Consider the following 17,145-nt stretch of genomic DNA (forward strand, 5'->3'; position numbering starts at 1 on the left):
TCTATTAGCTGACCTGAAGCTATCGCGAGCAGGCTCGCTTCCACATCTGAAAACCCATCAATTCTGAGGCATCACCGTAACCCGCACTTCCGGGTCGTGATTACCGCCACCGAGAATCACCCCACGCAGCGGCGACACATCGGAGAAATCCCTTCCCCACGCCAGCGTGATGTGCTCCAGCGCCGGCTGCACATTGTTGGTCGGATCGAAATCCACCCAGCCCGATACCGGACAGAACACCGATACCCACGCATGCGAGGCGTCGGCGCCGATCAGGCGTGGCTGCCCCGGCGGCGGCTGGGTGAGCAGGTAGCCGCTGACATAACGCGCCGCCAGACCGCGCGAGCGCACACAGGCCAGCATCAGATGAGCGAAGTCCTGACACACGCCGCGTCGACGCTCCAGCACTTCCACCAGCGGCGTCGCCACCTGGGTGGCTTCGGCATCGAAGGTAAATTCGCTGAAGATCTTCTGCATCAGCGCCTGCACCCCGAGCAACAACGGTCGCCCTGGCGGAAAACAGCTTTGCGAGAACTCGACGAAGCTGCGCTTCAAATGCACATAAGGAGACTGGAACCGGTAGCGACAGGCTTCGAGCAAGTCGGCGGACAACGGCTGACTGCTGTAAGTCAGCGCATCGCGGGTCTGCTCCCACGCGGGCGAATGGTTGAAATCCAGCGCCGGCCGCGCCAGCACCTCGACCGTCAGCCGGGCGTTGACCTGCAATTGGTCATGGGGCCGTTCAAATGCCAGACGCGTCAACGGATTGCCGAATACGTCCAGTTCATCACGGCGCATGGTCGGCTCGGGACTGATCAACAGTTGCTGCTCGGTGCAGCGCTGCCAGCTGCATTCGCGCGGCCACAGGTGCGCCAGTTGCTGCGCGAGGGAGACCGGGCTGTCGTAGTGATAACAGGTGTCGTGAAAGATCTGATATTGAGCGCTCATCACACGGACACCGTACGCTGACTAACATCATCGACATGGGCGAAATGGCGCAGCGCCAGACGATCCGATACTTGGCCGCTGGCTTCGGCGATTTCCTGCAACAGATCGGCCAGACCCTCCAGCGCGGCACGTACGCTGGATTTGCCGAACAAAGGATTTTCCAGACAACCGAGATCAAACCGCGCCAGGCGCTCGACCAGTTGCGGCAGCGCGGTTTCCCGAGGCGCGGCGAAATCGTCGTTCAGGCGTTTCAGCGTGCGGGTGACCAGTTTCAGCTGAAACAGCACCGCGTGGGGGTTCTGCTCATCCAGCAGCAGCAAATCCAGTACCGGAATCAGTTGCGCCACCGCCAGATAGCGCGAGCGATAGGTGATGCTGCTGTTACCCAACTCCAGCAACCACTCCAGCCCGGCCTGATCGAAAGCACCCGCACCGCGCAGAAATGCGGCGAGGCTGCTGCTGAGAAATTGCAGGCGTTCGATGCGCCGGCCAATCATCAGAAAACGCCAGCCTTCGTCGCGGGTCATGTCATCCAGCGCAAACCCCGACAGCGCTGCCAGCGACATCACCAGACGGTTGAGGAAATCCAGCAGTTCGCCGAAGTCCGGTTCATCGACTTCCAGCTCCAGCGCCTCGCGCTGCAATTCGACCAGCGCCTGCCAGTTCTCCCGGGACAGCTTGCCGCGCACTTGCGACGCAGCCCACTGCAAGCGTTGCAAGTTGGAGCGCAGGCTGAACGACCAATCCTCGCCCAGCAACGCAGCGAGCAGGCGCTCCGGCAGTTCGCCCTCATCCGGCAACAGCGCCAGCCGCTCGCCGAGATCGACCGCTGCTTGCAGCGCCTGCGGATCATCGCCATCGACGTAACGCGTGAGCATGATGCGCAGCAGCCGCGCGCTGTCGTCACAGCGCTCGCAGTAGCGGCCGAACCAGAACAGGTTCTCAACCACCCGCGACGGCAGATATGGATCGCGCCGCACCAGATCGTGCACGCCGACATTGCGCTGCGCCTTCCACTGCTCGCCACTTGGCGCACGATCGCTGAGCACCCAGGTGTCCTTGCTTGCCCCGCCGCGCTGCATCGACACCACCTCGGCATCGGCGTCGGCCGCCACTCGTGTCAGACCACCCGGCAACACGCGGTAGCTGTCGTGGCTGGACACCGCATACATGCGCATGCCGATCGCGCGGGGTTGCAGATGACCGTCCTCGGCTTGCCAGACCGGCGCCTGCGACAGTTGTGCGAGTTCTTGCGCGACGTAGGCATAAGGCCGTGCCTGCATACGCTGCGCCAGCTCGAGGCGCTGACTGTCACTCAAATCACGGCCGAAAACAGGCGCGAAACTCTGCGACGGGAACGCCGGTTTGATCAGCAGCTCCGGAAGTTTTTCCAACGCCTGCGCCAGTACTGGCGCTTCACCGCACCACCAGGTGGCGATCGACGGCAGGATCAGTTCTTCGCCGAACAGGTATTGATTGATCTTCGGCAAAAACCCCAGCAGCCCCGGCGATTCCAGCACCCCGCTGCCTAGCGCATTGGCCACCAGCACCCGCCCCTGACGCACCGCCTCAAGCAGACCGGGGACGCCAAGCGCCGAGTCGGTACGCAGTTCCAGCGGGTCGCAGAAATCATCGTCGAGGCGGCGCATGATCGCGTGCACCCGGCGCAGGCCACTGAGGGTTTTCAAATACACCGTGGCATTGCGCACCGTCAGATCGCCGCCCTCCACCAGCGGATAACCTAGCTGACGGGCCAGATACAGGTGCTCGAAATAACTTTCATTGAACCGCCCCGGTGTCAGCAGCACCACCAGCGGTGCGTCATCGCCCTGCGGTGCCTGACGGGCCAAAGTTTCCTGCAAGGTGCGGAAGAAACCGGCCAGATGCTGAACCTTCAGATCACGGTACAAATCGGGAAAGGCGCGGGAAACGATGGTGCGGTTTTCCAGCGCATAGCCGGCCCCGGACGGCGCCTGCGTGCGATCGGCAGTGACCCACCAGCGACCATCCGGCGTGCGCGCCAGATCCACGGCATACAAATGCAGAAAGGCTGACTCGGGCGGGGCAATGCCCTGACAGGGCCAGAGAAAATTGTTGTGCCCGAACACCAGCTCGGCGGGCAGCAGGCCTTCACTGATCAACCGCTGCGGACCGTACAGATCCGCCAGCACTGCATTGAGCAAGCGCGCACGCTGAGCGATGCCGGCGGACAACTGCTGCCACTCATCTGCCGCAATCACATGGGGCAGCAGATCCAGCTCCCACGGTCGGTCAGCGCCCTTGGGATCGGCATAGACGTTGTAGGTGACGCCGTTTTCCTGAATCTGCCGCGCCAGCAAGGCCTGGCGCTGCACAAGTTGCGCCGGGCTGCTGCGCTGCAATTGATCGAACAGGCGCTGCCAATGCGCACGCACTGCGCCGCTGCCGTCGAGCAGTTCGTGATAGGTGCCCGCAGTCAGCGGGTAGCGGTCTAACAGGTCAGGCATGGAAAGCTCGGCAGACAGCAGGGAACGGTCAGACTAACGCAGGCACATGACACGCGGATATACGAAAAATCCGCGTGTTGCGTAGGCTCTAGTAACGGCGCAGGTCGATGGTCAGCGGTAGCTCGTCATTGATTTCTACCTTGGGTACGGGAAGTTTCCCGGGCGTGTGTCCGAGGCGGAAAAACCGCACCATGCGCCGGCTCTCCGCTTCATTGGCATTGACCGGCAAGGTCTCGTAATTGCGCCCACCGGGATGGGCGACGTTGTACTGGCAACCACCCAGCGAACGCCCCATCCAGGTATCGAGCAGGTCGAACACCAACGGCGCGTGCACCGGTATGGTCGGATGCAGGCAGTTGGCTGGTTGCCACGCCCGAAAGCGCACCCCGGCGACAAACTCACCCACCCGCCCGGTCGGGTGCAACGGCACCGCGACGCCATTGCAAGTCAGCAGATAGCGCTGTGGCGGCAAGCCGTTGAGCTTGACCTGCAAGCGCTCCAGCGATGAATCGACGTAGCGCACCGTGCCGCCCGCCGAGCCCTCCTCGCCCAGCACGTGCCAGGGTTCGAGCGCCTGACGCAGCTCCAGCTCGATGCCATTGACGGCGTAGTCGCCCACCTTGGGAAAACGAAACTCCAGATGCGCCGCGAACCACTCCGCACGCAACGGATAGCCGGCGTTGTTGAGTTCGACGATGACGTCGGCGAAATCCTCTTCGATAAAGTGCGGCAGCAAAAAGCGATCGTGCAGCTCGGTGCCCCAGCGTGCCAGTTTCGCCGGCGCATAAGGCTCGCGCCAAAAGCGCGCGACCAGCGCCCGCAGCAGCAACTGCTGAGCCAGACTCATGCGCGCATGGGGCGGCATTTCAAAAGCGCGCAGTTCCAGCAAGCCAAGACGCCCGGTGGCGCCGTCCGGTGAGTACAGTTTGTCGATGCAGAATTCGGCGCGATGGGTATTGCCGGTGACATCGATCAGCAGATTGCGCAACAGTCGATCGACCAGCCACGGTGCACATTCCTCGCCCGGTTCCGGCATTTGCGCAAAGGCGATTTCCAGTTCGTACAAGGCGTCATTGCGCGCCTCATCAACCCGTGGAGCCTGGGAAGTCGGGCCAATGAACAACCCGGAAAACAGGTACGACAGCGAAGGATGGTTGTGCCAGTAACTGATCAGGCTGCGCAACAGATCCGGGCGCCGCAGAAACGGTGAGTCCGCCGGTGTCGCGCCGCCGAGGACGAAATGATTGCCGCCGCCGGTGCCGGTGTGGCGCCCGTCGATCATGAACTTTTCGGTGGTCAGGCGGGTTTGCCGTGCCTGTTCGTAGAGAAACTCGGTGCGCTCGACCAACTCGTCCCAGCTCGCCGATGGCTGCACGTTGACCTCGATCACGCCCGGGTCCGGAGTGACACGGAAATTGCTCAGGCGCGGATCACTCGGCGGTTCATAGCCTTCAAGCAACACCGGGCAATGCAATTCTTCGGCGGTGGCCTCAATGGCCGAGACCAGTTCCAGATAATCCTCGACCCGCTCCAGCGGCGGCATGAACAGATACAGCCGGCCTTCGCGGGCCTCGGCGCAGAATGCGGTACGGGTCAGCCAGTCAGCGGACTCGTCGATTTTCGGCACCCGCTCATCCAGCGCAGCAGGTTCGCCGTGAACACCGAGCTGTGCCAGATCCGGCAGTTCAGCGAAGTCCTGATTCGGATCGTTGGGATGGATGAACGGATATTCCGCCGCTTTCACCCACGGCTGCGAGGCCAGCGGCAAGCGGTAACCCAGCGGCGAATCCCCCGGCACCAAGCGACAGTGCTCGTCACGCAGATACCAGCGCCCGCTCTGCCATTGATCGCCCTTGGCCGTGCGCGCCAGCGGCAGCACTTGGCCGATCACCTTGTTCAGGCCCTGACTGAAGACCTTGCGCAATCGGGCGCGCTCCAGCGGTTCTTCCAGGCGCGAATCTTCGGCACTGACATTGCCGGGCAACGCGCCCTCGCGCCAGAGGTAATAGAGATGATCCTCGTAAGCCGGGAAGACAAAGCGTGCAGGCAACTTCAGGCGCTCGGCGACGCTGGCGAGAAAGCGTCCGGCCAGTTCGCCGTCGGCGCCGTAGTCCTGCTGTTCGTCGGCGATCAATGCGTCGTTGTGCCAGATCGCCTGACCGTCGCGGCGCCAGTAACAATTGAGCGACCAGCGCGGCAATTGCTCGCCGGGATACCACTTGCCCTGACCGAAATGCACCAGCCCCTGCGGTGCATATTGCTTGCGCATGCGTTGAAACAGTTCGGCGGACAGCCGACGCTTGTCCGGCCCCAGCGCGGCAGTGTTCCATTCGGCGCCGTCCGGGTCGTCAATGGAGACGAAGGTCGGTTCGCCGCCCATGGTCAGGCGCACATCGCCTTCAAGCAGGTCGGCATCGATCTGCCGCCCCAGCGCCTGGATCGCCCGCCACTGTTCATCGGTGTAGGGCTTGGTGACGCGTGGCGCTTCCCAGATTCGCTCGACCGACATTTCGTGGCTGAACTGCGTCTCGCAAGGTTCGACCAGACCACTGATCGGTGCCGCCGAGGACGGATCGGGACTGCACGCCAACGGAATATGCCCTTCCCCGGCGAACAACCCGGACGTGGCATCGAGGCCGATCCAGCCGGCCCCCGGCAAATACACCTCGCACCAGGCATGCAGGTCGGTGAAATCGACTTCGGTGCCCGACGGGCCGTCGAGGCTTTTCACGTCGGCGGTCAGTTGAATCAGGTAGCCGGAAACAAACCGCGCCGCCAGACCGAGATTGCGCAACAACTGCACCAGCAACCATGCCGAATCACGGCAGGAACCGGAGGCGTGTTGAAGTGTGTGCTCCGGAGTCTGCACGCCGGGCTCCATGCGGATCAGGTAGCCGATGTCTTCGCTGAGGCGCTGATTGAGCGCCACCAGAAAATCCACCGCCGGCAGTGGCGTGCGGTCGATGCTGTCCAGGTAAGCCTTGAACGTTGGCGTCAGCGGCAGGGTTTCGAGGTACGGCGCCAGCTCCTTGCGCTCGTCGGCGGCGTAGCTGAACGGGATTCGCTCGGCGTACGGTTCGAGGAAGAAATCGAACGGATTGAACACCGCCATTTCCGCGACCAGATCGACTTCGATGCGCAGCTCTGCGGTTTTTTCCGGGAACACCAGGCGTGCCAGGTAATTGCCCTGGGGGTCTTGCTGCCAGTTGATGAAATGCTGCTCGGGCGAGACTTTCAGCGCATAGGAAAGAATTCGCGTGCGGCTGTGGGGCGCCGGGCGCAGGCGGACGATCTGCGGGCCGAGTTCGACAGCGCGGTCGTAGCGATAATGCGTGACGTGATGCAATGCGACATGAATCGACACGGCGTGCCTCCTGCGAGCCTTGGGCGTATGGGAAAGCGCGCAAGACTTATGCCATGCACAGGCTTGCGCGCTTTCGCGAAATGCTCAAGGCAGTACAGCACCAAAACCGGGCGATGCGAGGAAATGGTTTGGCTCAGTTGCACGCAAATGTTGCGGACGCTGATTCTTGCTGTGTTTGATCGGACGCTTTCGCGAGCAGGCTCGCTCCCACATTTGGAATGCGTTCCCCCTGTGGGAGCGAGCCTGCTCGCGAAGAGGCCAGCGGCAGCAACTTGATCGTTCCCACGCTCTGCGTGGGAATGCAGCCGGTGACGCTCCGCGTCACAACCATGTTCGACAATACTGCGAGTAACGGCTGGAACGCGGAACGTCCCGAGAGGCATTCCCGCGCGGAGCGTGGGAACGATCAGCAGAACGCCAACCCGAAGGTTGGCGTTCTGTTCAGCTCAAGCAGTGTTTAGCGCGGCACGACCGGCTTGCGTGTCGGCTTCGGCCCTTTGCCTTTCGCCGCATCCTTGCGCTCCTTGGCCGCCTGCTGGTTGCGGGCGAATGCCGCAGCCTTGGCCTGTTCACGCTTGTCCCACGGATTACCGCCATCACTGGCACGCGGCGGCAGACCGGTGTGCTGGGTGAGAATCTTGGTGGTCTTCTCTTTGGCGACCTTGTGGCTGCCGGCCGGCGTCGAGTTCTTGCGACGGGCGCTCTGGTAGCTGTCGGTGGCTGGCTGATGCGCCGGTATCAGTTGATCCTTGCCCGGGCCGATCAGATCGGCGCGGCCCATGCGGATCAGCGCTTCACGCAGCATCGGCCAGCCTTTCGGGTCGTGATAACGCAAGAATGCTTTGTGCAGACGACGCTGATCTTCGCTCTTGACGATGGTCACGCCGTCGCTCTTGTACGTCACCTTGCGCAGCGGGTTCTTGCCCGAGTGGTACATCGCCGTAGCGGTGGCCATCGGCGACGGATAGAACGCCTGCACCTGGTCGGCGCGGAAGCCATTGCCCTTGAGCCACAGAGCGAGGTTCATCATGTCTTCGTCGGTAGTGCCCGGGTGGGCGGCGATGAAGTACGGAATCAGGTACTGCTCCTTGCCCGCTTCCTTGGTGTACTTCTCGAACATGCGCTTGAACTTGTCATAGCTGCCGATACCCGGTTTCATCATCTGGTTGAGCGGACCTTCCTCGGTGTGCTCCGGAGCGATCTTCAGGTAACCGCCGACGTGGTGGGTCACCAGCTCCTTGACGTACTCCGGCGACTCGACGGCGAGGTCGTAGCGCAGGCCGGAAGCGATCAGAATCTTCTTCACACCCGGCAGGGCACGGGCGCTGCGATACAGCTGAATCAGCGAAGAGTGGTCGGTGTTGAGGTTCGGGCAGATACCGGGGAACACGCACGACGGCTTGCGGCAGGCGGATTCGATTTCCGGGCTCTTGCAGGCGATGCGGTACATGTTCGCAGTCGGGCCGCCGAGGTCGGAAATGACCCCGGTGAAACCCGGCACCTTGTCGCGGATCTCTTCGATTTCGCGAATGATCGACTCTTCGGAACGGTTCTGGATGATGCGGCCTTCGTGCTCGGTGATCGAGCAGAAGGTGCAGCCACCAAAGCAGCCACGCATGATGTTCACCGAGAAACGGATCATGTCGTACGCCGGGATCTTCTCCTTGCCGTACGCCGGGTGCGGCACACGGGCGTAAGGCATGCCGAACACGTAGTCCATTTCTTCAGTGGTCATCGGAATCGGCGGCGGGTTGAACCAGACATCGAGCTCGCCATGCTTCTGCACCAGCGCACGGGCGTTGCCCGGGTTGGTTTCCAGGTGCAACACGCGGTTGGCGTGGGCGTACAAAACCGGGTCGTTTCGCACCTTCTCCATCGACGGCAGGCGGATCACGGTCTTGTCGCGGGTCATGCGCGGGCTGGCCAGAATCTGCACGACCTTGGCTTCCTGCGGATCTTCGACCGGGCCTTTTTCCTGCTCGATGGCGCAGGCCTGGGTGTCCTGGGTATTCACGTACGGGTTGATGATTTTGTCGACCTTGCCCGGACGGTCGATGCGCGTGGAGTCGACTTCGTACCAGCCCTGTGGCGTATCGCGACGGATGAACGCGGTGCCGCGCACATCGGTGATGTCTTCGATCTTGTGGCCCCACGACAGGCGCTGGGCAACTTCGACAATCGCGCGCTCGGCGTTGCCGTACAGCAGAATGTCGGCGCTGGCGTCGATCAGGATCGAGTTGCGCACGCGATCCTGCCAATAGTCGTAGTGGGCGATGCGGCGCAGCGAGGCTTCGATGCCGCCGAGCACGATCGGCACGTGCTTGTAGGCTTCCTTGCAGCGCTGGCTGTAAACCAGGCTGGCGCGATCCGGACGCTTGCCGGCCATGCCGCCGGGGGTGTATGCGTCATCGGAACGGATTTTCTTGTCCGCGGTGTAGCGGTTGATCATCGAGTCCATGTTGCCCGCCGCGACGCCGAAGAACAGGTTCGGCTCGCCGAGCTTCATGAAGTCGTCTTTGGACTGCCAGTTCGGCTGCGCGATGATCCCGACGCGGAAGCCTTGCGACTCCAGCAGCCGGCCGATGATCGCCATGCCGAACGACGGATGATCGACGTAAGCATCACCGGTAACAATGATGATGTCGCACGAATCCCAGCCGAGCTGATCCATCTCCTCCCTGCTCATCGGCAGGAATGGCGCTGGCCCGAAACATTCGGCCCAATATTTTGGATAGTCAAATAACGGCTTGGCTGCTTGCATGTCGACGACCGGTGTTGAAGTGAAAAATCGCGGGCGCGGAATATAGCACAAATTTTGACCAATTCCGACGACGGTGGTCGGTTTCTCTGTGCGCTGCTCTCGCGCCGCCAACCCGCCACACATTACGCGTTTTTGTTGAACGCACGACGCACGAAACGGCAAGGAAGCCGCCCGCCCGTCGCACTCCCAAGAGCAGCGGGGCATTAAACGAAAAGGAAGACAGGCAATGGCACCCAAACCGCCAACCAGAGGCATCACGACCGTCTCGGTTCATAACCCGCGACCCGATTATTCGATCACCCGGCCTGGTTTCACGGCGCTTTTCGATGGCGGACCGGGGCACAGAATTCCCACACGCCCGACTCCGACAACGGTATCGACATCGATCGATCACGGACTCAACCGCATTACCTCCGTGCCTGCGCGGGCAACGGTCAGCACGACAGCGGCCGCCGAATCGGCTGCAGTTGTGCATGAGCGGCCCTTGGGAGATTACTGGATCACTTCGCTGGTCGTGTTGCCGTCAGCCAATGCCGAAGGCATTTCGACGCTTAAGGGACGTCAGTATGTCCAAGTGCCTGAGGGTGGCACCGTGCAGGTCGGTCTGGACCCCGCCAGCGGTCTTTACCGGGCGAAATTGCCCAGCGAATTGCACCCGTCCGGTCCGCTGTTGCAGTTCGATGCCGAGAGCCGTCTCTGGCAACCCGTCGATACCTGGGCGCCATCGACCTATCCGCTATCCCCGAGCCGGCTCGAGGCGTTTCGCACCGATCTGGATTTCAGCACGGCCGAGCCGGGCGGCGATGGCCTGTTGCGCTTCAACGGCAAACTCTATGTGCAGATCGAGAATCAGGCCTATCAGGTCTTGCATGATCTTGATGCATCAGCGCCGCAGAGGGCGGTCATGCGCATCGTTCGCCCCGACGATCCCATCGCCAGCGATGCCACGGATGTCTACGTCGCATCCCGTCCAGGCAGGTCGGAACCGATCATTTTCGACGCTCGCTACGGCTGGCGAGGGACCACTTTAACCGGGGCAGCCGGGATGCAAAGAGGGACAGGAGTGGCGCCCTCAGAGCTATGGCAGCGGGTGGAAGTCGGAATCAGACTTGGCCACTTCAACAAGCGAATCGAGCAGGACACCGCTAAAAGTGAACACCTGAAGGAGGTGTGGCGCAGCATCAGGGAAGCGGGGGGCGAGCGCTCAGACGCGGTCAAGCGCGAAACGATGGCGCTGCTTGATCGTGAATTACACAGCCACCAGGCGCTGAGGTCCCTTGCAAAAGCAATAAAATTCCATAAGCAGCAAAAACCCGCGGTACGGCACTTCATGAAGAAGGAAGACTACGACAAAAAAATGATTGCGATGCACAAGATCCAAATGAGCTTTTACGATCAATTGGTCGAATGCGGCTTGACCCGCCATGCGCTGGGAGGGCCACTGATCGACATCGACAGGCTCCCGCGAACAGTCAACGTCCTGGGGAAAATTCTCGGCCATATGCGAGAGCGCCAGCACATTGCCGACAATCTGGTGAACACATGGCGGGTCGCGCCGGACGAATTCAGTGCATACGCTCTGACACCAATGGACACTCACGACGTCGTGGCTTCGTGGGTATTGGCCAAAAGCCTGATGCTGGACGACCATCAATCAGGCGGAAACTACCCTCAGGCCTCCGAACTGGCGACCAGATTTGGTCAGGTAACTTTCGTGTATGGAGCGCTGGGTAAAATTCCGGAGACTTCGCACCCTGCGATATTGCGTGATGTGCTCCAGGAATGCACAGCCCTTCGCTACTGGTACGAGCGCCTTGATCTGGCACCCGATGAGCAGCACGCAACGTCACGCACGGCTATCACTGCCGAGCTGAAAATATTCGAAGAGACGCTGACTCATCGCCTGTTCCAATATCAACGCCAGCCTGATCTCCCGGCGCTGCCGATCAACGATCAGGCCATTGATTTCGAGTATGTTCCGGAGCAGGACAGATCCGGCTTCCAACCGCCACCCAAGCGCATTTTCAAGGCAAAGAAACACGGTATTTACAAGATCCATGTCGGCGAGTCCCGACGTACCGCGCACAACGAAGAAGTCATCGATGTACGCAGTCTGCACGACCCGCAACAGCCAGTGCAGACCTATGAACAAAGAGCTGGTGAGTGGCACCCCGTCCGCGCAACGCAGGACACAAACCTGCCCGACCTGACTCTCAGAGCCAATCAGCACCTTGAGCAAACCGACGCACATGTGCGCGAAGCCCGGCGCGAAGAGTCGCGCAAAAACCATCCGGACAACATTGTCGAGATGCTTGAGCGCAAGGCCGGGGCAATGGATGAAATCGCACTCCAGCTTCGGCGACAGGAGCCGACCGATGGCGAAACAGATGCGCTGATCCAACGCCTGCAGGACACCAGTGAACGCCTGCGCAGCGAGGGCGAAAACATTCGTGTCCGGATCTACAAGGACAAACATTTTCTGAGCCCCGACCGATTGCTGTATCTGATCGACAAGGGCGAAGTGCGTGCGCAGAAAATCGAGACCCGGTTAAAACGCGGCAAGGGGCAGAATCGAGACTTTATCGACGTCTATCTACTGACGGATGCGCACACCTACGCCCCCCTCTGGCACGCGCACTTTCATTACGCGAAACCGGATACGCCCGATCTCAACTTCAATGTTTCCGGCGGGCACCTGAAAACCCTTGAGCAAAGCCGCATGGGTGTGCGTTCGCAGCGCCGGGAAGAACTGGCGCAGCGGCCACACAAACCTATCTGGCGCGCCGCCCTCGATGGCCACGCAGCGCAGAAAATTTTCGACCTCGCCGCCACCTCTTTCCATCCCGAGACACATCATCAGGCATGACGCCGAACCGGCCGGCAGCGTCCGTTGCGGACGCGACCGCTCAATCACTACAAGGAACGTAAGACATGCGCAGCAAAACGCCGCACCCAGTTAGTCCCCCCGGTAATTTTCATCTTCGACCGGATACATCCGCCGATGCCATCCCGCAGCGTCCCCTCCTCACGCCGCGCCCCAGTCTTGACCCAACCGCGTTGAGCGGCCCGCCAATCCGCGCGAACCGGCGCACGGACAGCAACGATCCTGATGCGATCATCCCGGCGCCGAATGTCACAGTGCATGCGGCTGCATCAGCGCTGCAAACCATGGTCAATACAGGCCACCCCGTCGAGCATTACCGCCTCGCTGTCGCAACCGGCTTGCCTGACGCCGACGCCGAAGGCCTGAGGACATTCAAGGGTCGTCACTACGTGGAAATGGCCGACGGCGGTTTCGTGCAGGTGAGCAAGGATTCGCCGAGCGGCCTCTGGCGCGCCGGGCTGGCGAGCGAATCGAAGCCCTCCGGACCGCTGATGCTGCACGATCCGGAGAGTGGCAGGTGGCATGCGCTGGAGTTCTCGCCGGCGAGCACCTTCGCTTTATCGGTGACACGCCTGCAAGCGTTTCGCACGCCGTTCGACTTCAGTCATAGCTCACCCGACAGCGATGGGCTGTACCGCCATGACGGCAAACTCTACGCAGTGATCGACAATCACAGCTATCAGGTCCTGCACGATCACGATGCTTCGACGCCTCTGACCGAGGTGATGCGCATCGTCCGCCCTGAAGATCCTGTCGCCGCTGACGTCGATAACATCTACAGCGCTACGCGCCCGGGCAGATCAGAGCCTGTCGTATTCGATGCCGATCAGGGCTGGCAGGGCATCGTGGTCGGCGGGGCCGGCGGGATGCAGCGCGGCAGTGCCGACCAACCTGCTTCACCGGGGCTGCGCGAGCGGCTCAATGCCGCGGTCAATCGACTGCGAACGCCCCAGTCGCGACTGCGAAAACTCTATCCATCTCTGGACAGCGAGCAAATCCGCACGCTGTTGCGCACCCAGGGTGACGATGTACCAAGCTTTTTGACGCGCCTCGAGAATGAATACAAGACCCTGAAGCTGGAGCTGGCGACCTGGTTGAAAACCAGTGAGCTGGCCGGCGGGGCGACCAATCCCTCGGTGGAGCGCGCCGCGCAAGAGATCAAGCGCTGCTGGAAACGTCAGACAGGAACAACGTTGCAACTGGATCTTGGCGACGCAGGCATTGTTCCGCTGTCCGCAGATTTCAGCCATGTCCGCACGCTGCACTTGCAGGCGGTCGCCTGGTCGGAGGGGGGCGAAAACTTCCTCAAGGGGTTCACTGCCCTGGAGCGTCTGAAAATCAATGCCTCGGCGCTCGCCAGGCCGCCGGCGAACCTTGCGCAAATGCCAGCCCTCAAGGAGTTGGACCTGCGAGCGAACCACATTGAACTGAGCGACCAGACCGCCAGCGAGCTGGCTTCGCTCAGCCAACTGGAAAAACTCGACCTGTCGGACAACCCGCTGGGCAAGGCCCCGGATTTCAGCGGCATGCCTGAGCTCAAGTCCGTGGGTCTGCGCAATGCACAACTGGATGACTGGCCAACCGGATTGCAGCATCAATTGGCGATGGAGTCGCTCGATCTGCGCAATAACCGATTGCGTGAAATTCCGCAGACAGTCATCAGCCCGGCGAGTGATCAATTGCTCGCCATAGCCAACATCAACCGCATCACCCTGATCGAAGGCAACCCCTTTGCCAGCGGCTATTGGCGGCGGCTGGAAGTCTACTGGCAGCGGGTTACGGCCGAATATCCGGCACTCATCACCAGCGCACGCACAGGTGCATTCCGGATTGATGGCGACATCCCTGAAGTCGCCATGCTGCTGCAGATGTATCCGGACAAAACGCCACAAACCGCCCGGGAATACCTGATTGGCCTGGGGGACAGTGCGGAAGCCACGATCAGCCAGCGTTTCGCAGAGTTCAAGGCGCTCGATGCGCAACTGCTGGCCTACGTCGCCGACAGCCAGCCGGGAACATCCAGCGTAGCCGGCCGGGAAAAGGCTCGGGCAGAACACATTGCCCGGATCATCAAGGACTGCTGGCTCCAGCAATCGCCGCACCTTGCGCTGCCACCACTGAAAGGACCGCTACCGCCACTGACTGCCGACTTCAGTCGGTTGACGTTGCTCACTCTTGATAGCGTCGTCTGGTCCGACACTGCCGACACGTTCCTGTCGCGGTTGCCGAATCTGGAGAATTTGACGATCAGCCATTGCGGTCTGGAAAAATTGCCCGCAGAGATCAGCGTGATGAGCCGGCTCACCCACCTGAATCTGACCTCAAACCAGATAAAACTCGATGAGAACAGCGCTGGTGCATTGAGTGCATTGCACCAGTTGGTCAGCATCGACCTGTCGAACAACCCACTCCAGATGCTGCCCGATTTCAGTGCGATGTCCGGGCTGCAGACACTGGGCCTGAAGAACACCGGCATCAGCGAGTGGCCCACCGGCCTGGCTGACAAGATCACCTTGACCGGCCTCGACCTCAGCAACAATAAACTGCGCGAAGTCCCCGACGCACACATCAACCCGCCAGCCGATCAATTGGCTGTGGTCGCGCGGATCAACAACCACACGCTGCTTGAAGGCAATGACTTCCCTTCGCCTTACTGGAGGAAGTTCGATCGCTACTGGCGAAAACTCAACGAACTGCATCCGCAGTTGATGACTCCGGCCCACCCCGCTGTATTCGACAGTGAGAACTCGCGCGCGCAGCGCTACCGAAAACTGTTTCCGAGCAAAAGCATCAAGGAATGCCGGGAGTTTATCTGGAACCATGACAAGGCCACTGTCGCGACCAGGCTGTTGGAGCTCGAGCAGGATTTCGCCGTGTTGAAAAACCAGCTGGATAACTGGGTTTTTTCGGGAGGCAGCAATCCTCTGCGCTATATCCGCGTCAATCAGTTGCAGATCAACACCCAAACCCGCAATGAGCGCATCGAGGCACGGGATCGGATCATCAGTTGCTGGCGACGTGAAACGCCGCAGAAACACGCCTTCGACGGCACGCCGATAGGTCTGGAACTGGATTTGAGCGGCCTCACGTTGCCGACCCTGCCGGATCTGAACACCGACTTCAGCCATGTCGGCTCGCTCAAACTCAACAACATGAATCTCACCGAATCCCCGGAAGGTTTTCTGACCCGCTTCCGCCATTTGCGCTGGCTGAACATGGCCAACAATCGTCTCAGGGATCTCCCGCCGGCCATCGGCGAAATGCACGGGATGACCCGTCTGTTCCTGCAGGGGAATCAACTCGAACTCACCGCCGAGACCGCGCAGATACTGGCCGGAAGAACGACCTTGAGGGCCTTGTGGATACACGACAACCCGCACTTGAACGTGAGCCCGGATTTCAGCGCGATCACTGATATCCGCGAAGTCGACATGTCAAACACCGGCATCGGAAGCTGGCCAGCCGGACTGTTCGATCAGCCCCTGTTGGGCAGGATACTTCTGAACAACAACCGGATCACGAACCTGCCCAGCTTTGTCGTCGCACCGGCAGCGGATCGCCTGAGGCATTCGATTCAGGTCAACAGCGGCACTCAGATAAGCGATAACCCCCTGAACGAATACACCCGAGAACGCCTGGCCGGCTACAGTGAGCGGCTGCGCCACTCCGCAACATCGCTTTACAATCCTCTGAACCTGCTGACCACTTCTGCCCCGGCAGCCCGCCCACAGCCGGCGCTAATGAACGCGGCGTCGGCCTATCCGCAGTTGACCGTCGGTATGACGGCAACCGAGGCGACGAAACGCACCGCGCAGCTGGACAGACTGAAAGCACAGGACGGCTCGGATGGCTTTTTCAACATCATTTCCAGACTCGGCCACCACGCCGATTTCCGTCGGCAGGTCTGGGACGTGGTCGATGCCATCAGCGAGAACAACGTGCAATCACGCGCTCTGCGCAGAGATGTTTTCGATCGCGCCTGCGAAGCCGGCTGCACTGACCTTGCCGCCGCCACGTTTACTGACCTGCAAGTGCTGACCATGACGCATACGGCCAGAGTGCAGGCAAGGCAAGACGGGGATGGCACTCGCCTGGTGGATCTGTCCAGAAGTCTGTTCAGGCTAAGGCAGGTCGATGAACTGGCCGCAGCAGATATCGCTGCGAGCAGGACAATCGCCAACGATCCACAGGCTCCAGCGCGTGAGCGCAATACCCAGCGCCTGCGCCTGAGCGACCCGCATGAAATGACCATGGCCTACCGCTTTGGCCTCAAGGATCGGCTGCAGTTGCCGTTTCAGCCGCAGACGCTGTCCTTTATCGGCATGGCCGGCGTCACACCGCCCATGCTGGAAGTCGCCTACCGTAAAGTCATCGCCTTGAACGGCTCTCCCGAAGAGTTTCAGGCTCTGGTGTCGATGGAATTCTGGCAGGACTTCATCACGCACAAATATCCGTCCCGGTTCGACGCCGCACGTCAGCCTTATCAACAGAGACAGGCGGCACTGGACGAGCAATTCGCGAAAAAAGTACTGACCCGGGCCGAATACGACGCGCAAACCAATGACGTCACTGCACAGTTGGCCATTAGCGAAGCGACGCTGATCCAGTCACTGACGCGCGAGGAAATTCGCCCCGGTGAGGCAGTTGAAAAGCCTGCCAGCAGCGAGACGGCAGTTTCGGCCGATTGAAGCAGGCCACGGCA

Annotated in this window: 6 protein-coding genes; 2 read left to right on the plus strand and 4 right to left on the minus strand. The window is 61.0% G+C overall.

Annotated elements, in window-relative coordinates; genetic code table 11:
* Window positions 1-57: 57 nt before the first annotated feature.
* From D8U82_RS20620 to D8U82_RS20640, 4 genes are all read right to left on the minus strand, one after another.
* Window positions 58-948, minus strand: coding sequence for a transglutaminase family protein (locus tag D8U82_RS20620; RefSeq protein ID WP_130902866.1), 891 nt, complete (start codon window positions 946-948; stop codon window positions 58-60).
* Window positions 948-3,434 (minus strand): circularly permuted type 2 ATP-grasp protein, encoded by a 2,487-nt coding sequence (locus D8U82_RS20625; protein ID WP_130902867.1) that lies wholly within the window; start codon window positions 3,432-3,434, stop codon window positions 948-950. The genes D8U82_RS20620 and D8U82_RS20625 overlap by 1 nt, the downstream gene beginning before the upstream one ends.
* A gap of 88 nt (window positions 3,435-3,522) precedes the next feature.
* Window positions 3,523-6,798 (minus strand): transglutaminase family protein, encoded by a 3,276-nt coding sequence (locus D8U82_RS20630; RefSeq protein ID WP_130902868.1) that lies wholly within the window; start codon window positions 6,796-6,798, stop codon window positions 3,523-3,525.
* A gap of 457 nt (window positions 6,799-7,255) precedes the next feature.
* Window positions 7,256-9,559, minus strand: a complete 2,304-nt coding sequence (locus tag D8U82_RS20640; protein WP_016771932.1) for a YgiQ family radical SAM protein — start codon at window positions 9,557-9,559, stop codon at window positions 7,256-7,258.
* Window positions 9,560-9,785: 226 nt separating this feature from the next.
* On the opposite strand from D8U82_RS20640, the gene D8U82_RS20645 reads away from it, so the two are divergent.
* Both D8U82_RS20645 and D8U82_RS20650 read left to right on the plus strand, forming a co-directional pair.
* Window positions 9,786-12,425: a hypothetical protein gene (locus tag D8U82_RS20645; protein ID WP_130902870.1), complete on the plus strand. Its 2,640-nt coding sequence runs from the start codon at window positions 9,786-9,788 to the stop codon at window positions 12,423-12,425.
* Between the two features lie 191 nt (window positions 12,426-12,616).
* Window positions 12,617-17,131, plus strand: coding sequence for an NEL-type E3 ubiquitin ligase domain-containing protein (locus tag D8U82_RS20650; RefSeq protein WP_241668074.1), 4,515 nt, complete (start codon window positions 12,617-12,619; stop codon window positions 17,129-17,131).
* Window positions 17,132-17,145: the final 14 nt, after the last annotated feature.

The organism is Pseudomonas sp. Sample_23, from assembly GCF_004307595.1.
Classification (GTDB): domain Bacteria; phylum Pseudomonadota; class Gammaproteobacteria; order Pseudomonadales; family Pseudomonadaceae; genus Aquipseudomonas; species Aquipseudomonas atacamensis.

Excerpts from the sequence above, each read along its gene's own strand:
- D8U82_RS20620 (WP_130902866.1), bottom strand. The coding sequence starts at position 948 with ATGAGCGCTCAATATCAGATCTTTCACGACACCTGTTATCACTACGAC.
- D8U82_RS20640 (WP_016771932.1), bottom strand. The coding sequence starts at position 9,559 with ATGCAAGCAGCCAAGCCGTTATTTGACTATCCAAAATATTGGGCCGAA.
- D8U82_RS20645 (WP_130902870.1), top strand. The coding sequence starts at position 9,786 with ATGGCACCCAAACCGCCAACCAGAGGCATCACGACCGTCTCGGTTCAT.
- D8U82_RS20625 (WP_130902867.1), bottom strand. The coding sequence starts at position 3,434 with ATGCCTGACCTGTTAGACCGCTACCCGCTGACTGCGGGCACCTATCAC.